This window comes from Kitasatospora sp. NPDC096077, from assembly GCF_040303245.1.
Taxonomy (GTDB): domain Bacteria; phylum Actinomycetota; class Actinomycetes; order Streptomycetales; family Streptomycetaceae; genus Kitasatospora.
Window position 1 is genome coordinate 1 of sequence record NZ_JBEOSV010000051.1, and the last position, 19,230, is coordinate 19,230.

Here is a 19,230-nt window from a genome sequence, read left to right on the forward strand (position 1 = left end):
GCATGTGGGGGGGCCCCAATCCCTCCGCCGAGTGGTCGTCGCCGCGCTGGCCAGGCCGGCGCGGCGACGGAGTGATGAGAGCGATGTGGCGCGTGGCTCCGGCAGGAAACCACCCCTGGCCCGACCGGGGCGACGACGGAGTGACGGGGGCGAGGCGGCGCAGGTAGCCGCGGCCGGGGTGGGTCAGCCGCGTTGGAGGAGGCGGCTGGCGCCGGTGAGGACGGTGGAGGCGAGGAGCCAGCCGACGACGACGAGGCCGGCGGAGATCCACTGGGAGGCCCCGCCGGGGTTCCAGGCGCCCTGGTTGAGGTCGACGATCGGCAGCAGTTTGTCGAGGGTGAAGAGCACCGCGTTCCAGTGCGGGCGCTCGTCGGGCTTGAGCGGTTCCGGCTGGTGGGTGGCGAACCAGATGCTGCCGAGCGCCCAGGCGAGCAGCAGCCACAGGCCGGCCCGGCCGGGGCGGTAGCCGTAACCGACGGTGACGTCCTGGACCTGGCCCCAGAGCCGGGCGGGCAGGGGCAGGGTCTCCTGGCGGCGGCGCTGCTTGGCGTACAGCACCTGCCGGGCGTCGTCGTCGGCGCCGTCGCGGCGCAGGGCGGCGGCGAGCTGTTCGTAGGACTCCGGCTGGAACTCGACCGCGGAGCCCTCCAGCCAGTCGATCCGCTGCTGGACGGTGAACTGGCCGACCGGGCGGAGGTTCTCGTAGACGAAGCCGGTCAGCCGCAGGTGCCGGCCGAGCGGCCAGGCCTCCGGGGTGTCGACCAGGTTGCCGACCCGGGCGCGGGACAGCGAGACCATGCCGGTGGGCCGGATCTTGCAGGTGAAGCGGAGTTCGGGGGTGTGGATGCGGCGCAGGGAGAGCTCGTCGTCGCCCTCCAGGTGGAATTCGCCGGAGATCAGGCAGGCGGCCTCGAAGCGGGCGTCGGAGAGCCGCACCTGGCCGTGGGCGCGGAAGGGGGTGCTGGGGGCGTCGGGCGGGGGGCTCTGGCCGTAGCCGGAGCCGTAGTAGCTGCGGGAGCCGTACCAGCCGACGTCGGCGGAGCTGGTCAGGTAGAGGGTGTGGCCGACGTTGAGCCGGACCGCGTTGAGGCAGACCCGGTTCTGCGGGTCGGCGTGCAGTTGGGCGCCGCGGAGCGAGAGCCGGCCGCCTATCCGGGCCGTGCGGACGCTCAACTCGCCGTGCGTCTCCAGGCGTTCGGCCTCGAAGTCCTGGTGGACGGTCATCCCGTCGGCGGACACCGCGCGGCCGAAGCGGTCGCCGCCGATGACGGCCAGGTTGAGCAGCAGGTCGGTGCCGATCCTGGCGTCGGTGAGCCGGACACCCTCGGGGATCCGGCAGCGGGCCAGGTGGAGGTCGCCGGTGGTGGCGAGCCGGGAGGCCTCCAGCCGGGGGATCAGGCAGTCGACCATGCGCAGGGTGGTGGCCGAGGCCTCCGAGATGAGGATCTTGTGCTCGAAGCGGCAGCCGCGCAGTTCGACGTAGCGCTCGATGTGGCCGCCGGCCAGGTTGAGCGCCCCGGTGACGGTCACCCCGCTCATCCGCAGCGAGGCGACCCGCCCGGCGGTGGGCTGGGGGCCGGCCAGCAGCAGGTGGGCGAGGACCTCGGCGCTGACCGTCCGCTCCGGCCCCCACGGGACGTCCCCGAAGGGGTCGTCGATGTCGTTCCGGCCACATCGGCGGTCGAAGACCTCCCCCTCCCGGAAGGCCTCCCAGAGCCCCTGTTCGGTGTCGGACCAGCCCGCTGGAGCGCTTTCCGCCATGCTTTTCCCCGTCCCCCCGGTCGTCTCGCCTTTCGTATCACGGACTGAAATGTGGGACCACCCGTTCCGGCCACTCCTTACACTGGGTGGCGTGATCTCTCGAATCGACCTCCGCGGCTCGCTGGACGACCCGCGTGACCTGCTGCCCCGTGCCGAGTTCGACGTGGCGGCCGCCCTGGAGAAGGTGCGGCCGATCGCCGAGGACGTACGCCATCGCGGGGTCGCGGCGCTGATCGAGATCACCGAGCGCTTCGACGGCGTCCGGCTGGAGTCGACCAGGGTCCCGGCCGAGCAGTTCACCGAGGCGCTGGAGACGCTGGACCCGAAGGTGCGGGCCGCGCTGGAGGAGTCGATCCGCCGGGCCCGGACCGTGCACGCGGACCAGCGCCGGACCGGGCACACCACCCAGGTGGTGCCGGGCGGCACGGTCACCCAGCGCTGGGTGCCGGTCGAGCGGGTCGGGCTGTACGTGCCGGGCGGGCTGGCGGTCTACCCGTCCTCCGTGGTGATGAACGTGGTGCCGGCCCAGGAGGCGGGCGTGACGGGCATCGCGGTGACGTCGCCGCCGCAGAAGGCCCCTTTCAACAGTAAGTGGGGCGGCGGCCGGGTCCACCCGACCATCCTGGCGGCCTGCGCGCTGCTCGGCGTGGACGAGGTCTACTCCGTCGGCGGCGCCCAGGCGGTGGCGATGTTCGCCCTCGGCACCGAGGAGTGCGCGCCGGTCAACATGGTCACCGGCCCGGGCAACATCTACGTGGCCGCCGCCAAGCGGCTGTTCGCCGGCCGGATCGGCATCGACTCCGAGGCCGGCCCGACCGAGATCGCCGTCCTCGCCGACGACAGCGCGCTGCCGAGCGACGTGGCCGCCGACCTGATCAGCCAGGCCGAGCACGGCCCGACCTCCGGCTCGGTGCTGGTCACCGACTCCGTGGCGCTGGCCGACGCGGTCGAGGTGGAGCTGATCGCCCAGGTCGGCCGGACCAAGCACAGCGAGCGGGTCGCCGAGGCGCTCGGCGGCCGGCAGTCCGGCATCATCCTGGTCGACGACCTGACCCAGGGCCTCGCCGTGGTCAACGCCTACGCGGCCGAGCACCTGGAGATCCAGACCCGCGACCCGCACGCGGTGGCGGCGAAGGTCGTCAACGCCGGTGCGATCTTCATCGGCCGCTGGACCCCGGTCTCGCTGGGCGACTACGCGGCCGGCTCCAACCACGTGCTGCCGACCGGCGGCTGCGCCTGCCACTCCTCCGGGCTGTCGGTGCAGACCTTCCTGCGCGGCGTCCAGGTCGTCGAGTACGACCGGGAGGCGCTGGCGGACGTCGCCGCGCACGTGGTGAACCTGGCGAACGCCGAGGACCTGCCCGGACACGGCGACGCGATCAAGGCCCGCTTCGACTGGACGGTACCCGGCTCGTGAGCACTCCTGAGAACCGCACTGAGAACCGCGCCACCCGCATCGACGACCTGCCCGTCCGGGACGAGCTGCGCGGCCAGTCCCCGTACGGCGCGCCGCAGCTGGACGTGCCCGTCCAGCTGAACACCAACGAGAACCCGTACCCGCTGCCCGAGGAGCTGGTGGCCCGGATCGCGGAGCGGGTCGCCGAGGCCGCCCGCGGCCTCAACCGCTACCCGGACCGGGACGCCGTCGAACTGCGCGAGGGCCTGGCCGGCTACCTGACCCGCACCACCGGCTTCCCGGTGGGCCGCGCCCAGGTGTGGGCCGCCAACGGCTCCAACGAGGTGCTCCAGCAGCTGCTGCAGACCTTCGGCGGCCCCGGCCGCAGCGCGCTCGGCTTCGAGCCCTCCTACTCGATGCACGCGCTGATCTCCCGGGGCACCGGCACCGCCTGGATCTCCGGCCCGCGGCGCGACGACTTCACCATCGACGTGGACGCCGCGGTCGAGGTCATCGCCGAGCAGCGGCCGAACGTGGTCTTCGTCTGCTCGCCGAACAACCCCACCGGGACGGCCGTCACGGCCGACACCGTGCTGCGGCTGTACGAGGCCGCGCAGGCCGCCCGGCCCAGCCTGGTGGTGGTGGACGAGGCGTACGTCGAGTTCTCGCACCGCGCCTCGCTGCTGCCGCTGATCGAGGGCCGCCCCAACCTGGTGGTCAGCCGCACCATGTCCAAGGCCTTCGGCGCCGCCGGACTGCGGCTGGGCTACCTGGCCGCCGACGCGGCCGTGGTGGACGCCGTCCAGCTGGTGCGCCTGCCGTACCACCTGTCGGCCGTCACCCAGGCCACCGCGCTGGCCTGCCTGGAGCACACCGACACCCTGCTGGGGTACGTCGGACGGCTCAAGGAGGAGCGCGACCGGCTGGTCGACGCGCTGCGCGCGATGGGCCTGGAGGTGACCGACTCGGACGCCAACTTCGTCCAGTTCGGCCGCTTCGCCGACACCCACGCCGTCTGGCAGGCCATCCTCGACCAGGGTGTCCTGGTCCGTGACAACGGCGTCCCCGGGTGGCTGCGCGTCACCGCCGGCACGCCCGCCGAGAACGACGCCTTCCTGGACGCCGTCCGCAGAGTGATCAAGGAGCTGTAACCCCTCATGTCCCGCATCGGACGCGTCGAGCGCACCACCAAGGAGACCTCCGTCCTGGTCGAGATAGACCTCGACGGCACGGGCCGGACCGACATCTCCACCGGCGTCGGCTTCTACGACCACATGCTCGACCAGCTCGGCCGCCACGGTCTGTTCGACCTCACCGTCAAGACCGACGGCGACCTGCACATCGACACCCACCACACCATCGAGGACACCGCCCTCGCGCTCGGCGCCGCCTTCAAGCAGGCGCTCGGCGACAAGGTCGGCATCTACCGCTTCGGCAACTGCACGGTGCCGCTGGACGAGTCGCTCGCCCAGGTCACCGTCGACCTCTCCGGCCGGCCCTACCTGGTGCACACCGAGCCCGAGAACATGGCGCCGATGATCGGCAGCTACGACACCACGATGACCCGGCACATCCTGGAGTCCTTCGTCGCCCAGGCCCAGATCGCGCTGCACGTGCACGTCCCGTACGGCCGCAACGCCCACCACATCGTGGAGTGCCAGTTCAAGGCGCTGGCCCGGGCGCTGCGCTACGCCGCCGAGCACGACCCGCGCGCGGCCGGCATCCTCCCGTCGACCAAGGGCGCGCTGTGAACAAGACCGCGACGATCCTCCTCTTCGTCGGCCTCTTCCTGGCCGGCGGAGTGATCTCCTTCTGGAAGCAGAAGCTGCCGAAGGGCGTCATCCTGGTGCTGGCCATCGGTGCCGTGATGTGCCTGGGCTCCGGCCTCATGCGCCTCTAGACCCGCCGTAGAGAGACTGGACACCTGAACATGGGCAAGAACGTCGTCGTCCTCGACTACGGCTCCGGCAACCTGCGCTCCGCGCAGCGCGCCCTGGAGCGGACCGGGGCGAACGTCACGGTCAGCTCCGACTACGACACCGCGATGGCCGCGGACGGCCTGCTCGTCCCCGGCGTGGGCGCCTTCGAGGCCTGCATGCGCGGGCTGAAGTCCGTCCGCGGGGACTGGATCATCGGCCGCCGGCTCTCCGGGGGCCGCCCGGTCATGGGCATCTGCGTCGGCATGCAGATCCTCTTCGAGAAGGGGGTCGAGCACGGCGTCGAGACCGCCGGCTGCGACGAGTGGCCGGGCACCGTGGAGCCGCTGGACGCCCCGGTCGTCCCGCACATGGGCTGGAACACGGTGGACGTGCCCGAGGGCAGTCGGATGTTCGCCGGCCTGGACCCGCAGACCCGCTTCTACTTCGTGCACTCCTACGGGGTGCGGCACTGGGAGCTGGAGACCCACAGCGCGCGGATCGATCCGCCGCTGGTCACCTGGGCCACGCACGGGCAGCCGTTCGTCGCCGCCATCGAGAACGGCCCGCTGTGGGCCACCCAGTTCCACCCCGAGAAGTCCGGCGACGCCGGCGCCGCCCTGCTGACCAACTGGGTCAACACCCTCTGACCGTCTGAGAGTTGTTTCTGATGAGCCTTGAGCTGCTGCCTGCCGTCGACGTCCGGGACGGCCAGGCCGTCCGCCTGGTCAAGGGTGCCTCCGGCACCGAGACCTCCTTCGGCGAGCCGCTGGCCGCCGCCCTCGCCTGGCAGAACGCCGGCGCCGAGTGGCTGCACCTGGTCGACCTGGACGCCGCCTTCGGGACCGGCAGCAACTACGAGCTGCTGCGCGAGGTCACCGGACAGCTGGACATCAAGGTCGAGCTGTCCGGCGGCATCCGCGACGACGAGTCGCTCGCCCGCGCGCTCGCCACCGGCTGCACCCGGGTCAACCTCGGCACCGCCGCCCTGGAGGCCCCCGAGTGGGTCGCCAAGGCCATCGCCGAGCACGGCGACAAGATCGCCGTCGGCCTGGACGTGGTCGGCACCACCCTGCGCGGCCGCGGCTGGACCCGCGACGGCGGCCAGCTCTTCGACGTGCTGGCCCGGCTGGACGCGGAGGGCTGCGCCCGCTACGTCGTCACCGACGTCAACCGGGACGGCACCCTGACCGGCCCCAACCTGCAGCTGCTGCGCGACGTCTGCGCCGCCACCGACCGCCCGGTGGTCGCCTCCGGCGGCGTCTCCTCGCTGGACGACCTGCGCGCCATCGCCTCGCTGACCGGCGAGGGTGTCGAGGGCGCCATCGTGGGCAAGGCCCTCTACGAGCAGAAGTTCACCCTCGAAGAGGCCCTGGAGGCGGTTTCAGGATGACGGAACGTCAGGTCGTACGCGGTCGGGTCACCGGATTCTCGCACTGGGAGGACGCGATCGGCTCGGCACAGGCGGTCGCCGCCGGTGACCACGTGCACGTGGCGGGCGCCCGCCCGCTGGTGGACGGCGTCCTCCACGGCGAGGGCGACCCCTACGAGCAGACCGTCGCCGCCTTCGGCAACGCGCTGGCGGCACTGGCCGCGTACGGACTGACGGCGGACGACGTGGTCCGCACCCGGATGTTCCTCATTCACGCCCGCGACGTGGACGCGGTGGGCCGCGCCCACCGCGAACTCTTCGACACCGTGAGGCCGGTGGTCACCCTGGTGGTGGTCGACGGGCTGATCGACTCCCGGATGATGGTCGAGGTCGAGATCGACGCGTACCGCACCGGGCTGGCAAAGACCCTGGAAGGCAAGCAGCCGTGACCCTCGCAGTACGTGTCATCCCCTGCCTGGACGTGGACGCCGGGCGGGTGGTCAAGGGCGTCAACTTCCAGAACCTGCGCGACGCCGGCGACCCGGTCGAGATGGCCAAGCTCTACGACGCCGAGGGCGCCGACGAGCTGACCTTCCTCGACATCACCGCCTCCTCCGGCGACCGCGAGACCACCTACGACGTGGTCCGCCGCACCGCCGAGCAGGTGTTCATCCCGCTCACCGTCGGCGGCGGCATCCGGGCCGTCGAGGACGTCGACAAGCTGCTGCGGGCCGGCGCCGACAAGGTCGGCGTCAACACCGCGGCCATCGCCCGGCCGGAGCTGGTCCGGGAGATCGCCCAGCGGTTCGGGCGCCAGGTGCTGGTGCTGTCGGTGGACGCCCGGCGCTGCCCGGACGGCGTGGAGACGGCCTCCGGGTACGAGGTCACCACCCACGGCGGGCGGCAGGGCACCGGCCTGGACGCGGTCGAATGGGCGGGCCGCGCGGCCGAGTTGGGGGCGGGCGAGATCCTGCTCAACTCGATGGACGCGGACGGCACCAAGGACGGCTACGACCTGGAGATGATCCGGGCGGTGCGCAAGGCCGTCTCGGTGCCGGTGATCGCCTCCGGCGGGGCGGGTCGGCTCGCGGACTTCGCGCCGGCCGTCGAGGCGGGCGCGGACGCGGTGCTGGCGGCCAGCGTGTTCCACTTCGGGGACCTGCGGATCGGCGAGGTCAAGAACGCGCTGCGGGAGGCCGGGCACCCGGTGCGGTGAATCCGTCCCGCGAGGAGGGCCCGCCGCTCGATCGAGCGGCGGGCCCTCCTGCTGCATGCTCGGGGGTCCTGTCGGTGTGTTGGTGTTCAGGACTCCCGGGGCTCGCCCTTGATCAGCGCGAAGGGGGCGCCGTTCGGGTCCGCCAGCCAGGCGATCCGGCCGACGTTCGCCACGTCCGCGGCCGGCATCAGCACCGTGCCGCCGGCCGCCGTCGCCTTGGTCACCAGCGCGTCCACGTCGGCGGCGGCGAAGTACGGCGTCCAGGCGGAGGGCTGGTCCTCCTGCATGGTCGGAGCGATGCCGCCGAAGGCGGTCTGCTGCTGGTCGCCGTCGGCGGTCGAGATCACCCGGTAGTTCATGCCCGGGGACGGCTCGAAGTTCTCCACCCGCCAGCCGAACAGGGCGTGGTAGAAGGAGAATCCGCCGTCCTGGTCCGAGGTGTGCAGCTCGGCCCAGACCAGGGTGTCGTCCTCGGAGACGGCGTCCAGCCCGGTGGTGTCGCCGGCCTGCCAGATCGCGAACCGGGCGCCCTGCGGGTCGGCGACCTGGGCGAACCGGCCCTCCCGCATCACGTCCGCGGGCGGGACCAGGACCTTGCCGCCGGCCTTCTCGGCGGCCTGGGCGGTGGCGTCCACGTTCGCGGTGCGGAAGTACGTCGTCCAGGAGGACCGGTCGCCCGGGTCGAGCGGGCCGACCGCGCCGACGGTCTTGCCGTTCAGCTGCAGGAAGCCGTAGCCCATCGCCTCCGGGATCTCCTGGAAGGTCCAGCCGAAGACCTTGCCGTAGAACGCCGCGGTGGCGGGGATGTCCGGGCTGCCCAGGTCGATCCAGCAGGGCGAGCCGAGGGGGAAGTCGGTGGTGATCATGAGGTGGTGCCCCTTTGACGGGAGGTGGTGCCCCTTGACGGAGAGTGACCGGGACGGTTCCGTCGGGCGCGCACACGCCCCTGCCCGGCCCTCTGCGAGTCTGCACCCGGGTGCGGACATCCGCAGCCGGGGCGCGCCGGGGTGCGGCCGGGCGGTGCGTGACCGAGGGTGACCGGGTGGGCGGGGGTGCGGTGGCTGCCTAGGTCCAAGGACCGATGGCCCCGGGCGCCGCCCCGGGATGGAATGGGCGGATGGATCATGAGAAGGCGCACGAAGGGCTGACCCCGGCGGTACGGGCGGCGTACCTGGAGCGGATCGGGGTGGCGGACCCCGGGGCGCCCACCGAGGCGAACCTGGCGCGGCTGCAGTGGGCCCACCTGCGGGCGGTGCCGTTCGAGAACCTGAGCATCCACCTCGGGGAGCCGGTCGTGCTGGACCCGGCGGCCCTGGTGGCGAAGGTGGTGGACCGCCGGCGGGGCGGCTTCTGCTACGAACTCAACGGCGCCTTCGCGGAGTTGCTGCGCTCGCTGGGGTACCGGGTGAGCCTGCTGGCGGCCCGGGTCTTCGACCGGGAGCGGCTCGGCCCGCCCTTCGACCACCTCGCCCTGCGGGTCGACCTGGCGGAACCCTGGCTGGTCGACGTGGGCTTCGGACGGTTCAGCCACCAGCCGCTGCGGCTGGACGAGCGCGGCGAACAGGCCGATCCGCAGGGCGTGTTCACGATCGTCCCGGGCGGCCCGTACTGGGAGCTGGACGTGCTGATGGACGGCGCGCCGCAGTACCGGCTCGACCCGCGCCCGTACCCGCTGGCCGACTTCGGCCCGACCTGCTGGTGGCAGAGCACCTCGCCGCAGTCCCCCTTCGCCAAGGGGGCCACCTGCACCCTGCCCACCGGGGACGGCGGCCGGATCACCCTCAGCGGCCACCGGCTCATCCGCACCGCGCCCGACGGGACCCGCGACGAGCGGCGGCTCACCGACGCGGAGGCGCTGGCGGCGTACCGGGAGCACTTCGGGATCGTGCTCGACCGGCTGCCGGCCCAGCCGACCGTGCCCGCGCAGGCCGGGGAGGCCGTTGCGGTGGTCTGACGGCGCTCTGACGGCGCTCCGACGGCGGGTAGGGTAGCCGGGCGCGCGGCCGTCCGGGGCCGGAACGGCGCAATCGTCCGGGCGGTGCCGCCGCTGTCCTACGCTCTTCCCGAGCGGCTCCGGCCGCACACCAACTCGACTATCCGGCAAGGTGGTTCACCGGTGATGGAGCAGTGCGCCGACGACGGCGAGGTCACCTACCAGCAGGTGACGGTGGTCTCCCTCGCGGCCTGCGCCCCGGTCGGCCCGGCGCGGACCGCGGTCCGGGTCGTCCGCGAGGGCATGACGGTCAAACGGGTCGCGGGCTACTGGGTGCGCTGGGACGAGCGCCGGGCGGGCGAGGAGCTCCGCCACCACGCGCGCTGGGTCCCCGAGGAGGAGTACGTCCGGCCCGGCACCGGCAGCCTGGACGGCACGCTCGCCGTCACGGTGGCCGCCTACTGGTCGGACCCGGACGGCGTCTTCCACGGCCGCCCCGGCACCGAGACCACGGTGACCTTCCGCCCCGGCGGGACGACGCACGAACTGGTGCTGGAGCAGCCCGCCCCGCACCGCCCGTCCGCCCTGTCGGTGCAGCTCACGGACGCCCGCTGGCTGGGCGACGGCGACGGCGGGCCGATCCACTACGGCTTCGCGGGCGCCACCGAGGCGGAGCCGGGCGGCGAGGGCGAGTGGCTGGTCCGTCACCCGGAATACGGGGCCGGCCCGGCCGACCGGCGCTGACGCCCGTCCCCTCGGGCCCCGGGGGCGGGCGGTGCCGCCGATGGAAGGCCGGGAGCCGTCCGCCCGGGCGAATCCGGGCGATCGGGCATCGGTGCGGGAGCGGGTCGCGGGAAGGTCGTTGAGCGCCTCTCGCACCCCACCGGAAGGAACCGGGACCCGTCCATGCGCATCCGCTCTCCGAAACGTGCCCACCTCGCCGCCGCGGCCACGGCGGCCTTGGCCCTCACCCTGGCCGTCCCGCCGGGCGCCGCCCAGGCCGTCGCCCCGTCGTCGATCCCCGCCGGCAATCCGCAGCACTTCATCAATTTCGACTTCGGCCTGCCGGGGAACTTCACCGAGTACGTCTACTCGATCAAGGTCGAGACCGCGGCCGCCACCGACGACATCTACTACGCGCACTACCTGTTCGGGAAGGAGGGCGGCACGGGCTACTACTCCGGGCTGCAACCCCACCCGAACGGCCTGGCGGGCGTGCGGTTCTCCTTCTTCGGCAAGGGCGCGACGCCCCTGGACCCCAGCTGCGCGTCCGGCGCGGACGGCGGGAACGGGGTGACCTGCGGGATCGACGACCTGGCGTACCAGGTCGGCCGCAAGTACACCATCGCGACCCGGAAGACGGTCGACCCCGAGGGAGTGTCGTACACCGGGACGATCAAGGACGACGCGACCGGAACGGTCCGGACGATCGGGGCGTGGCGCGTCCCGGCGGGCTACCCGGGATTCCAGGACACCGCGAACGCGTTCATCGAGAAGTTCTCCGGCATCAAGACCTGCGCGGACATCCCGGCGGTGAAGGTCTCGTACAGCGGCGTCCGGGCCGACGGGAAGCCGGTGGCGTTCAAGCCGATCTCGCACAAGGCCACCGACCAGCCGGGCAGCGGGATCTACACCTGTGGCGACGTGTCGGACTACACCGTCTCCGCGGCGAGCACCCCGGGCGGCTACTCCGTCGTCTCGTCGGGCGCGACCGGGTAGCCCCGCGGGCCCGTCTCCGGCCCCTCCTCGTCCCGAGCCCGAGGAGGGGCCGTCGCCGTGCCTACCGGGCGGGCAGCGGCAGGGCGTGCCGCAGGGCCTCGACGGCGTCCGCGGCGCCGTCGACCGTCAGCGCGGTACGGGCCCCGCGGCCGTACGCGAACAGGACCAGCTCGCCCGGCTCGCCGGTGATCCGCACCGTCGGGGCGCCGGCCGGGCCGACCGTCAGCGACTGCCCGTCCGGGCGGGTCAGCACCAGCCGCACCGGGGAGCGGCGGCCCGCCTCGAAGCGGGCGATCATCGGCAGCCGCCGCCACAGCGCCTCGGCCCGCCCGGGCGGCACCGGCTGCGCCGTCCACTCCTCGCCCGCCCGCGCGACGTCCTCCGCGTGCACGAAGTACTCCACGGTGTTCGCGACCTCGTCCGCCCCGGGCAGCGCGAACAGCGACAGCACCGGCGGCCCGGCCCGGAACAGCCGCACCAACTCCTCGTACGGGCGCTGCGCGTAGCCGTCCTGCACCCGCTTCGTCCACCCGGCCAGCGCCCCGACCCGGATCCCGGGCGCCGCGTCGGCGCGCCGCTCCCGCACCACCAGGTGCGCGGCCAGATCCCGGGTCGTCCACCCGGCACACAGGGTCGGCGCCTCCGGTCCCGCATCGACGAGCAGCTGGGCGAGACGGTGCCGTTCGGCGAGCGCATGGTTCGACATGCCACCAGCCTAGGGCCCGGGGCGGGGGCTCAGGGGCGGAGCGGGGTGGGGAGCTTGGGGGAGCCCTGCTTGTTGCCGGCGGTGAGGGTGCAGGTGTAGTCGCGCCAGCCGTCCTTGTAGTTGGCCAGGGCGGGGCCGAACTCGCGGGGGTAGTAGGACTTGCCGTCGGTCTGGTGGGCCTTGGCGGTGGTCTCGGCGTCCTTGCAGCCGTCGCGCATGGCGACGGCGATGGGGAGTTCGCTGCTGAGGTTGTCCGGGAGCCTGAGGTTGGCGACGACCTCGCCGTCGTGGTCGCCCGTGCAGGGGCGCTGTTCGGCCTTGGTGATGACGGGGCTCAGCTGGGGGTGGTCGAAGCAGGTGCCCACCGGGAAGTAGGCGTACGGGGGTGGGGACTTGGTGGGGGTGGGCGTGGGGGTCGGCGGGGGCGGGGCGGCGGCGGGCTTGGCGGCGTCCTCCGGCCAGAGCACCACGGTGGCCACCACCGCGAGCAGCACGGCCAGGACGGCGGCGACGGTGATCACCAGGCCCCGGGACGGACGGGAGGCGGCGGCTTCGGGCGGCTGCTGCTCGGAGGTCATGGCCATGAGGATGGCCCAGGGCGGCCCCGCGCGGCAGGCGGTTGACGGAAGTGACCCCGAACGGACCCTCCGGCCGGGCTGACACAATGGCCCCATGTCCACCACACCCGCCGCCCCCGGCACCACCTCGCTCGACCCGGCGATCGCCGCCCGCCTCAAGCGCACCGAGGACGGCCTGGTCCCGGCCGTCGCGCAGCAGTACGACACCGGTGAGGTGCTGATGCTGGGCTGGATGGACGACGAGGCGCTGCACCGCACGCTCACCACCGGCCGCTGCACCTACTGGAGCCGCAGCCGCAACGAGTACTGGGTGAAGGGCGACACCTCCGGCCACGTCCAGGCGGTCAAGTCGGTGGCGCTCGACTGCGACGGCGACACCCTGCTGGTGAAGGTCGACCAGAGCGGCGCCGCCTGCCACACCGGCGACCGGACCTGCTTCGACGCAGACGTGCTGTTCCAGACCTCCTGACACCCCGCCCACAACTCCAGAAGGTGCCGCCCCGCATGGACCTCGAAGCCTTCCGCAAGCTCGCCGTCGACACCCGGGTCATCCCCGTCACCCGCAGGCTCCTCGCGGACGGCCTCACCCCGATCGGCCTGTACCGCAGCCTCGCCGAGGAGCGGCCCGGCACCTTCCTGCTGGAGTCCGCCGAGCAGGGCAGCTGGTCGCGCTACTCCTTCGTGGGCGTGCGCAGCGCCGCCGTGCTGACCGCCGGCCCGGACGGCGACGCCCGCTGGCTGGGCACGCCGCCGGTCGGCATCCCGACCGGCGGCGACCCGCTGGAGGTGCTGCGCGCCGCCCTGGAGGCGCTGCACACCCCGCGGCACGCCGACGACGGCCTGCCGCCGCTGACCGGCGGCCTGGTCGGCTACCTCGGGTACGACGTCGTCCGGCGGCTGGAGAAGCTGCCCGACCTCAACCCGGACGACCTCGGCCTGCCCGAGCTGACCATGCTGCTGGCCACCGACCTCGCGGTGCTCGACCACTCCGACGGCACGGTGCTGCTGATCGCCAACGCCGTCAACCACAACGACCTGGCCAGCGGCGTGGACGAGGCCTACGCGGACGCGGTGGCCCGGCTGGACGTGATGGAGGCCGACCTGCTGAAGCCGGTCGACCCGGGCCTGGCGACCTTCACCCCGGCCGGCCCCGGCGAGGTGCACTCGCCGTTCGGCGGGGCGCCGTACCGGGCCGCGGTGGAGGAGGTCAAGGAGCGGATCCGGGCCGGCGAGGCCTTCCAGGTGGTGCCCTCGCAGCGCTTCGAGGCGCCCTGCCCGGCCTCCGCGCTGGACGTCTACCGCGTCCTGCGCACCACCAACCCCAGCCCGTACATGTACCTGTTCCGCTTCCCCGGCCCGGACGGCGGCGCCGAGGGCGGCTTCGACGTGGTCGGCTCCAGCCCGGAGGCGCTGGTCAAGGTCACCGACGGCGAGGCGATGCTGCACCCGATCGCGGGCACCCGGCACCGCGGCGCCACCCCGCACGAGGACGCGGCGCTGGCCGCCGAGCTGCTCGCCGACCCCAAGGAGCGGGCCGAGCACCTGATGCTGGTCGACCTCGGCCGCAACGACCTGGGGCGGGTCTGCGAGCCGGGCAGCGTCGAGGTGGTCGACTTCATGCAGATCGAGCGCTACAGCCACGTGATGCACATCGTCTCGACGGTGACCGGCCGGGTCGCCCCCGGACGGAGCGCCTTCGACGTGCTGACCGCCTGCTTCCCGGCCGGGACGCTCTCCGGCGCGCCCAAGCCCCGGGCGATGCGGATCATCGAGGAGCTGGAGCCCACCCGGCGCGGCCTGTACGGCGGTTGCGTCGGCTACCTGGACTTCGCCGGGGCGTCCGACACCGCGATCGCGATCCGCACCGCGGTGCTGCGCGACGGCACCGCGTACGTGCAGGCGGGCGCCGGCGTGGTCGCCGACTCCGACCCGCACGGCGAGGACACCGAGTGCCGCAACAAGGCGGCCGCCGTGCTGCGGGCCGTCGCCACCGCCAATACGCTGCGGAGGCCGGAACTGTCCTGAGGCGTGAGGAGGCGGCCGGGATGCCCGAGGTGCCGTACGACGAGCTGCGCTGGGAGGTCGTGCTCGCCGCCGCCGTCCAGCTCAGGGACGAACTCGGGGGCCGGGGGCGGGTGTTGTCCCGCGTCCTGGTCGACTTCCCGGCCGCGCACGGGCCGCTCGCCCCGGACCTGGTGGTGGTCGCCGCGGACGCCGTCCGGGACGCCCGGGGCCGGTGCGGCGCCGCGGACGTGGAGGCGGTGCTGGAGGTGTCGCACCCGGGCCGCGACCACGCCTGGGCGCGGGCCTGCGCGGAGAGCGGCGTGCCGCTGTACGTGGTGGTCGACCCGGCGGCCGCCGGCTGCACCGTGCACACCGCGCCGTCCCCGGGCGGGTCGTACCGGGAGGCCGAGCGGGTGCCCTTCGGCAACGACCTGTTCCTGCCGCTGGGCGGGCGCACGGTGGTGCTGCGGACGGACGGGTTCCCCACCCCGGGTACGGCGTAGCGGGTGAGCCGGGGGATAGTGGACGGGTGACCGCTGCAGACGAGACCCCCGTCCCCGCCGCTCCCGCCCCGGCCCCGTCCAGGGCGGGCCGCCGCACCCTCGGCGTGATGCTGCTGCTGACCGTGCTGAGCGCCGTGCTGGTGCTCACGGCGGTGGGACGGGTCTGGGCCGAGGGCCGGGCGGGCACCCTGGACGTGTCCGTGACCGGCGGCAAGATCTCCGAACTGCCCGGCGGGCTGGCCCTGGTGGGCCTGGCCGCGGCCGTCGCGGTGTTCGCGGTGCGCGGCGTCGGCCGGCTCGCGGTCGGCGCGCTGACCCTGCTGGCCGGGCTGGGCGCGGCCGCCGCCGCGGTGGCCGGGTCCTCGGACACCGCCGCCCTGGACTCCGCCGCCTCCGGGAAGCTGGCACTGGCCGGCACCAGCGCCACCGAGGTCTCGCACAGCGCCTGGCCGTGGGTCGCCGTGGTCGGCGGACTGCTGCTGGCCGTGGCCGGGCTGATCACCCTGCGGTACGGCCGCGGCTGGCCGGCCATGGGCAGCCGCTACGAGGCGCCCACCCGCAAGGCCCCGGTGAAGGCCGACACGCCCGGCGACCTGTGGAAGGCCCTGGACCGGGGCGAGGACCCGACCGCGGTCTGAGCGGTCCGGGCCGGGCGGCGGGTGTGACGCGATAGACCCGCCACCCGCTTTGGGCCGCCCGTGTGTGGCCCGGCACAATGGGAACCGACAGACCCGCCGGCGGCCCCGCAGGCCCGGCCGGGCCCCGAGAGCCTAGGAGCACCATCGATGTCAGCAGCAGCGCACGGCCACAACCCCGCCGCCTGGACCGGCGTCGTCATCTCGTTCGTCGGCTTCGGCGTCGCGGGTGTCGCGATGATCCTGCCGTCCCCGCTGCTGGTCTGGGCCGGCCTGGCGATCGTCCTGGTCGGCGGCATCGTCGGCAAGGCCATGTCGATGGCCGGCATGGGCGCGCAGCCCAGCACCAACGTCTACAAGTCGGTCGCGGAGCAGACCGCGGCCCGCAAGGCGGCCATCGAGGCCCGTGAGGCCGTCGCCGCCGCCTGAGGCCGGACCGCCGCGGTCCCCACGACCGCGTAAATCGCACGACCGAACGGCGGGCGCGCCACGCCCGCCGTTTCGTTGCGTCCGGGCCCGGCCCGGGCACAATCGGGGCGTGAACGCCGCCCCCACCGCCTCCGCCCCGCCGACCGTGCTGCGCCGGACGGGGCCGCCGCTGGCCGCGCTGGCGGCGGTGGCGATTCCCGCCGGGTACGTCGCGGTGGTGGACCCGAACGCCCCCGGGCACTACCCCGACTGCCCCTTCCTGGCCGCCACCGGCTGGTGGTGCCCCGGTTGCGGGGGCCTGCGCTGCGTCCACGCGCTGACCCACGGGGACCTCACCGGCGCGCTGCACGACAACGCGCTGGCCGTCCTGCTGTTCGGGGTGCTGGCGGTGCTCTGGCTGCGCTGGGCCTGGGCCGCGCTGACCGGCGGGAGGCCGGTCCGGGTCTCGGTCGGGGGCCGGCGCTGGGCGCTGATCCTCCTGTTGGTGCTGGTGTTCGAAGTGGTGCGCAACCTGCCGGTGGGGGCCGGGCTGGCGCCACCGGTGGTCTGAGACCGGCCCGGCCCGGCCGGGGAGCGCGCCGGGGAATCCCGTGGTGAGCCCGGTGGAGGGCCGGTGAAGCCGCAGCTGGGGGTCGCCGCAGGGAGCGTCCCGTTCCGCGAGACGCGGGCCGGACCGATGCGCTGCGGGCACCCGGGTGCCGATACCATCGAAGAGCCGGCGGGCCCCGCCCGTCCGGCCCGCGCCGGCGACACCACGCGCCGGCGAACCAGCAGAAGTGATGGGGGCTCCTGAGTGAGTGTGCTCGACTCGATCATCGAAGGGGTCCGCGAGGACCTCGCCGAGCGGCAGGCCCGGGTCTCCCTGGACGAGCTCAAGGCGCTCGCGGCCAAGGCCCCGGAGGCCAAGGACGGCGTCGCCGCCCTCAAGGGCGACGGGGTCCGGGTGATCTGCGAGGTGAAGCGCTCCAGCCCGTCCAAGGGCGCGCTGGCCTCGATCGCCGACCCGGCGGCGCTGGCCCGCGACTACGCGGCCGGCGGTGCCGCCGCGATCAGCGTGCTGACCGAGCAGCGCCGCTTCGGCGGGTCGCTCGCCGACCTGGACGCGGTCCGCGCCGAGGTGGACACGCCGCTGCTGCGCAAGGACTTCATCGTCACCGCCTACCAGCTGTGGGAGGCCCGCGCGCACGGCGCCGACCTCGCGCTGCTGATCGTCGCGGCCCTCGACCAGCCGGCCCTGGTGTCGCTGATCGAGCGCGCCGAGTCGATCGGCCTCACCCCGCTGGTCGAGGTGCACGACGAGGACGAGATCAAGCGCGCGGTGGACGCCGGGGCCCGGATCATCGGGGTCAACGCCCGGAACCTGCGGACGCTCGAAGTCGACCGCAACACCTTCGAGAACGTCGCCCACGCCATCCCGGACGGCATCGTCAAGATCGCCGAGTCGGGGGTGCGCGGCCCGCTGGACGTCATCCACTACGCCAACCTGGGCGCCGACGCGGTGCTGGTCGGCGAGTCGCTGGTGACCGGCAAGGACCCGCGGGCGGCCGTCGCCGACCTGGTCGCGGCCGGGGCCCACCCCGCCGTCCGGCACAAGGACTGACGCGACCCCGTGAAGATCGCCTCCCGACTCGCCCCCGGCTGCCGCCCGCGCGGCTGCCGCGCGCCCGCACGCCGGGTGCTGGGCCGTCGGGTGCGGTACGTGATCGGCTGTGAGCCGGGGCAGGTACCGGGGCGGCGATGGCGCGTGACGCGCGGCTGAACCCAGCCGATCAGACGTCACTGTCATCCATCTCCGCAAGGGAAACCACCATGTCCGAGAAGGACTACCTGCCCGGTGCCCAGGTGCCGGACGCCCGCGGCTACTTCGGCGCGTACGGCGGCCGCTTCATCCCCGAGGCGCTGGTCGCCGCGGTCGAGCAGGTCGCCGAGGAGTACGAGAAGGCGAAGGCCGACCCGGCCTTCGCCGCCGAGCTGGACGGGCTGCTGAAGGACTACACCGGTCGGCCGAGCCCGCTGACCGACGTGCACCGCTTCTCCGCCGAGGCGGGCGGCGCGCGGATCCTGCTCAAGCGCGAGGACCTCAACCACACCGGCTCGCACAAGATCAACAACGTGCTGGGCCAGGCCCTGCTCACCAGGCGGATGGGCAAGACCCGGATCATCGCCGAGACCGGCGCCGGCCAGCACGGGGTGGCCACCGCGACCGCCTGCGCCCTGTTCGGCTTCGACTGCACCATCTACATGGGCGAGGTCGACACCGAGCGCCAGGCGCTCAACGTCGCCCGGATGCGGATGCTCGGCGCCGAGGTGGTGGCCGTCAAGTCCGGCTCCCGGACGCTCAAGGACGCCATCAACGAGGCCTTCCGCGACTGGGTCGCCAACGTCGACTCCACCCACTACCTGTTCGGGACGGTCGCCGGGCCGCACCCCTTCCCGATGATGGTCCGCGACTTCCACCGGATCATCGGGGTCGAGGCGCGGCAGCAGGTGCTCGACCGCACCGGGCGGCTGCCCGACGCGGTGGTCGCCTGTGTCGGCGGCGGCTCGAACGCGATGGGGATCTTCCACGAGTTCATCCCGGACGCCGGGGTCCGGCTGATCGGCTGCGAGGCGGCCGGCGAGGGCGCCGACACCCCGCGGCACGCGGCCACCCTGACCAAGGGCGACCCGGGGGTGCTGCACGGCTCCCGGACGTACGTCCTCCAGGACGAGGACGGGCAGACCATCGAGTCGCACTCGATCTCGGCCGGTCTGGACTACCCGGGCGTCGGCCCGGAGCACGCCTGGCTGAAGGACGCCGGACGGGCCGAGTACCGGCCGGTGACCGACGACGCGGCGATGCAGGCGCTGCGGCTGCTGTCGCGCACCGAGGGGATCATCCCGGCGATCGAGAGCGCCCACGCGCTGGCCGGGGCGCTGGACCTGGGCCGGGAGCTCGGGCCGGAGGCCACCATCCTGGTCTCGCTCTCCGGGCGCGGCGACAAGGACATGCACACCGCGGCCCAGTACTTCGGGCTGTACGACGAGCCGGCCGGCGGCGCGGCCGAGGGGGGTAAGTGATC

Annotated in this window: 24 protein-coding genes; 20 read left to right on the forward strand and 4 right to left on the reverse strand. The window is 73.7% G+C overall.

Going from position 1 to position 19,230, the window contains the following annotated elements:
- Positions 1 to 183: 183 nt before the first annotated feature.
- On the reverse strand, positions 184 to 1,761 hold the full coding sequence (locus ABTZ03_RS31695) for an oxidoreductase (RefSeq protein ID WP_350516574.1): 1,578 nt from the start codon (positions 1,759 to 1,761) through the stop codon (positions 184 to 186).
- Positions 1,762 to 1,852: 91 nt separating this feature from the next.
- On the opposite strand from ABTZ03_RS31695, the gene hisD reads away from it, so the two are divergent.
- Genes hisD through hisF form a run of 8 tightly spaced genes read left to right on the forward strand, consistent with a single transcriptional unit; the run spans position 1,853 to position 7,661 of the window.
- A complete protein-coding gene (gene hisD / locus ABTZ03_RS31700; protein WP_350516575.1) occupies positions 1,853 to 3,178 on the forward strand; it encodes a histidinol dehydrogenase in 1,326 nt (441 codons plus the stop codon).
- A complete protein-coding gene (locus tag ABTZ03_RS31705) occupies positions 3,175 to 4,308 on the forward strand; it encodes a histidinol-phosphate transaminase (protein ID WP_350516576.1) in 1,134 nt (377 codons plus the stop codon). Before hisD ends, ABTZ03_RS31705 begins: the two co-directional genes overlap by 4 nt.
- A gap of 6 nt (positions 4,309 to 4,314) precedes the next feature.
- Positions 4,315 to 4,908, forward strand: coding sequence for an imidazoleglycerol-phosphate dehydratase HisB (gene hisB / locus ABTZ03_RS31710; RefSeq protein WP_350516577.1), 594 nt, complete (start codon positions 4,315 to 4,317; stop codon positions 4,906 to 4,908).
- On the forward strand, positions 4,905 to 5,057 hold the full coding sequence (locus ABTZ03_RS31715) for a CG2302 family histidine operon protein (RefSeq protein WP_188302392.1): 153 nt from the start codon (positions 4,905 to 4,907) through the stop codon (positions 5,055 to 5,057). Before hisB ends, ABTZ03_RS31715 begins: the two co-directional genes overlap by 4 nt.
- A 30-nt stretch (positions 5,058 to 5,087) precedes the next feature.
- Complete coding sequence (gene hisH / locus ABTZ03_RS31720) at positions 5,088 to 5,723, forward strand: imidazole glycerol phosphate synthase subunit HisH (RefSeq protein ID WP_350516578.1); 636 nt, start codon at positions 5,088 to 5,090, stop codon at positions 5,721 to 5,723.
- 20 nt (positions 5,724 to 5,743) lie between these two features.
- Positions 5,744 to 6,466: a bifunctional 1-(5-phosphoribosyl)-5-((5-phosphoribosylamino)methylideneamino)imidazole-4-carboxamide isomerase/phosphoribosylanthranilate isomerase PriA gene (gene priA, locus ABTZ03_RS31725; RefSeq protein ID WP_400927958.1), complete on the forward strand. Its 723-nt coding sequence runs from the start codon at positions 5,744 to 5,746 to the stop codon at positions 6,464 to 6,466.
- Entirely contained in the window at positions 6,463 to 6,894 is a 432-nt protein-coding gene (locus ABTZ03_RS31730) for a Rid family hydrolase (protein ID WP_350516579.1), read from the forward strand. The genes priA and ABTZ03_RS31730 overlap by 4 nt, the downstream gene beginning before the upstream one ends.
- Positions 6,891 to 7,661 carry an imidazole glycerol phosphate synthase subunit HisF gene (gene hisF / locus ABTZ03_RS31735; RefSeq protein ID WP_350516580.1) on the forward strand — a complete coding sequence of 257 codons (771 nt, stop codon included), beginning with the start codon at positions 6,891 to 6,893 and terminating at the stop codon, positions 7,659 to 7,661. The genes ABTZ03_RS31730 and hisF overlap by 4 nt, the downstream gene beginning before the upstream one ends.
- Before the next feature lie 86 nt (positions 7,662 to 7,747).
- Here hisF and ABTZ03_RS31740 read toward each other — a convergent pair whose 3' ends face one another.
- Positions 7,748 to 8,527: a VOC family protein gene (locus ABTZ03_RS31740; protein WP_350516581.1), complete on the reverse strand. Its 780-nt coding sequence runs from the start codon at positions 8,525 to 8,527 to the stop codon at positions 7,748 to 7,750.
- Between the two features lie 251 nt (positions 8,528 to 8,778).
- On the opposite strand from ABTZ03_RS31740, the gene ABTZ03_RS31745 reads away from it, so the two are divergent.
- The 3 genes from ABTZ03_RS31745 (at position 8,779) to ABTZ03_RS31755 (ending at position 11,313) form a co-directional block, all read left to right on the forward strand.
- Positions 8,779 to 9,615, forward strand: a complete 837-nt coding sequence (locus tag ABTZ03_RS31745; protein ID WP_350516582.1) for an arylamine N-acetyltransferase family protein — start codon at positions 8,779 to 8,781, stop codon at positions 9,613 to 9,615.
- Between the two features lie 162 nt (positions 9,616 to 9,777).
- Positions 9,778 to 10,338, forward strand: a complete 561-nt coding sequence (locus ABTZ03_RS31750; RefSeq protein WP_350516583.1) for a hypothetical protein — start codon at positions 9,778 to 9,780, stop codon at positions 10,336 to 10,338.
- Between the two features lie 162 nt (positions 10,339 to 10,500).
- The gene (locus ABTZ03_RS31755) at positions 10,501 to 11,313 is read left to right on the forward strand and encodes a DUF3472 domain-containing protein (protein WP_350516584.1); all 813 of its coding nucleotides are present in this window, start codon (positions 10,501 to 10,503) and stop codon (positions 11,311 to 11,313) included.
- A gap of 61 nt (positions 11,314 to 11,374) precedes the next feature.
- Here the strand turns inward: ABTZ03_RS31755 and ABTZ03_RS31760 are convergent, their stop codons facing one another.
- Entirely contained in the window at positions 11,375 to 12,019 is a 645-nt protein-coding gene (locus ABTZ03_RS31760) for a TIGR03085 family metal-binding protein (protein ID WP_350516585.1), read from the reverse strand.
- Between the two features lie 29 nt (positions 12,020 to 12,048).
- Positions 12,049 to 12,597 carry a hypothetical protein gene (locus ABTZ03_RS31765; RefSeq protein ID WP_350516586.1) on the reverse strand — a complete coding sequence of 183 codons (549 nt, stop codon included), beginning with the start codon at positions 12,595 to 12,597 and terminating at the stop codon, positions 12,049 to 12,051.
- Positions 12,598 to 12,691: 94 nt separating this feature from the next.
- Between ABTZ03_RS31765 and hisI the strand changes: the two genes are divergently transcribed.
- The 9 genes from hisI to trpB all read left to right on the forward strand — a co-directional run bounded on the left by hisI (position 12,692) and on the right by trpB (position 19,228).
- Positions 12,692 to 13,066: a phosphoribosyl-AMP cyclohydrolase gene (gene hisI, locus ABTZ03_RS31770; protein WP_350516587.1), complete on the forward strand. Its 375-nt coding sequence runs from the start codon at positions 12,692 to 12,694 to the stop codon at positions 13,064 to 13,066.
- Positions 13,067 to 13,101: 35 nt separating this feature from the next.
- Positions 13,102 to 14,622 carry an anthranilate synthase component I gene (locus ABTZ03_RS31775; protein WP_350516588.1) on the forward strand — a complete coding sequence of 507 codons (1,521 nt, stop codon included), beginning with the start codon at positions 13,102 to 13,104 and terminating at the stop codon, positions 14,620 to 14,622.
- A 20-nt stretch (positions 14,623 to 14,642) separates the two neighbouring features.
- Entirely contained in the window at positions 14,643 to 15,104 is a 462-nt protein-coding gene (locus ABTZ03_RS31780) for a Uma2 family endonuclease (RefSeq protein WP_350516589.1), read from the forward strand.
- Between the two features lie 26 nt (positions 15,105 to 15,130).
- On the forward strand, positions 15,131 to 15,742 hold the full coding sequence (locus ABTZ03_RS31785; protein WP_350516590.1) for a TIGR02234 family membrane protein: 612 nt from the start codon (positions 15,131 to 15,133) through the stop codon (positions 15,740 to 15,742).
- A 147-nt stretch (positions 15,743 to 15,889) separates the two neighbouring features.
- The gene (locus tag ABTZ03_RS31790) at positions 15,890 to 16,168 is read left to right on the forward strand and encodes an HGxxPAAW family protein (protein WP_350516591.1); all 279 of its coding nucleotides are present in this window, start codon (positions 15,890 to 15,892) and stop codon (positions 16,166 to 16,168) included.
- 109 nt (positions 16,169 to 16,277) lie between these two features.
- A complete protein-coding gene (locus ABTZ03_RS31795; RefSeq protein WP_350516592.1) occupies positions 16,278 to 16,718 on the forward strand; it encodes a DUF2752 domain-containing protein in 441 nt (146 codons plus the stop codon).
- A gap of 243 nt (positions 16,719 to 16,961) precedes the next feature.
- Entirely contained in the window at positions 16,962 to 17,768 is an 807-nt protein-coding gene (trpC, locus tag ABTZ03_RS31800; protein ID WP_350516593.1) for an indole-3-glycerol phosphate synthase TrpC, read from the forward strand.
- Positions 17,769 to 17,843: 75 nt separating this feature from the next.
- Positions 17,844 to 17,927 carry a hypothetical protein gene (locus ABTZ03_RS44315; RefSeq protein WP_502894650.1) on the forward strand — a complete coding sequence of 28 codons (84 nt, stop codon included), beginning with the start codon at positions 17,844 to 17,846 and terminating at the stop codon, positions 17,925 to 17,927.
- Between the two features lie 50 nt (positions 17,928 to 17,977).
- Positions 17,978 to 19,228 carry a tryptophan synthase subunit beta gene (gene trpB, locus ABTZ03_RS31805; protein WP_350516594.1) on the forward strand — a complete coding sequence of 417 codons (1,251 nt, stop codon included), beginning with the start codon at positions 17,978 to 17,980 and terminating at the stop codon, positions 19,226 to 19,228.
- Positions 19,229 to 19,230: the final 2 nt, after the last annotated feature.

Excerpts from the sequence above, each read along its gene's own strand:
- ABTZ03_RS31695 (WP_350516574.1), bottom strand. The coding sequence starts at position 1,761 with ATGGCGGAAAGCGCTCCAGCGGGCTGGTCCGACACCGAACAGGGGCTC.
- hisB (WP_350516577.1), top strand. The coding sequence starts at position 4,315 with ATGTCCCGCATCGGACGCGTCGAGCGCACCACCAAGGAGACCTCCGTC.
- hisH (WP_350516578.1), top strand. The coding sequence starts at position 5,088 with ATGGGCAAGAACGTCGTCGTCCTCGACTACGGCTCCGGCAACCTGCGC.
- priA (WP_400927958.1), top strand. The coding sequence starts at position 5,744 with ATGAGCCTTGAGCTGCTGCCTGCCGTCGACGTCCGGGACGGCCAGGCC.
- ABTZ03_RS31730 (WP_350516579.1), top strand. The coding sequence starts at position 6,463 with ATGACGGAACGTCAGGTCGTACGCGGTCGGGTCACCGGATTCTCGCAC.
- ABTZ03_RS31740 (WP_350516581.1), bottom strand. The coding sequence starts at position 8,527 with ATGATCACCACCGACTTCCCCCTCGGCTCGCCCTGCTGGATCGACCTG.
- ABTZ03_RS31745 (WP_350516582.1), top strand. The coding sequence starts at position 8,779 with ATGGATCATGAGAAGGCGCACGAAGGGCTGACCCCGGCGGTACGGGCG.
- ABTZ03_RS31755 (WP_350516584.1), top strand. The coding sequence starts at position 10,501 with ATGCGCATCCGCTCTCCGAAACGTGCCCACCTCGCCGCCGCGGCCACG.
- ABTZ03_RS31760 (WP_350516585.1), bottom strand. The coding sequence starts at position 12,019 with ATGTCGAACCATGCGCTCGCCGAACGGCACCGTCTCGCCCAGCTGCTC.
- ABTZ03_RS31765 (WP_350516586.1), bottom strand. The coding sequence starts at position 12,597 with ATGACCTCCGAGCAGCAGCCGCCCGAAGCCGCCGCCTCCCGTCCGTCC.
- hisI (WP_350516587.1), top strand. The coding sequence starts at position 12,692 with ATGTCCACCACACCCGCCGCCCCCGGCACCACCTCGCTCGACCCGGCG.
- ABTZ03_RS31775 (WP_350516588.1), top strand. The coding sequence starts at position 13,102 with ATGGACCTCGAAGCCTTCCGCAAGCTCGCCGTCGACACCCGGGTCATC.
- ABTZ03_RS31780 (WP_350516589.1), top strand. The coding sequence starts at position 14,643 with ATGCCCGAGGTGCCGTACGACGAGCTGCGCTGGGAGGTCGTGCTCGCC.
- ABTZ03_RS31790 (WP_350516591.1), top strand. The coding sequence starts at position 15,890 with ATGTCAGCAGCAGCGCACGGCCACAACCCCGCCGCCTGGACCGGCGTC.
- trpB (WP_350516594.1), top strand. The coding sequence starts at position 17,978 with ATGTCCGAGAAGGACTACCTGCCCGGTGCCCAGGTGCCGGACGCCCGC.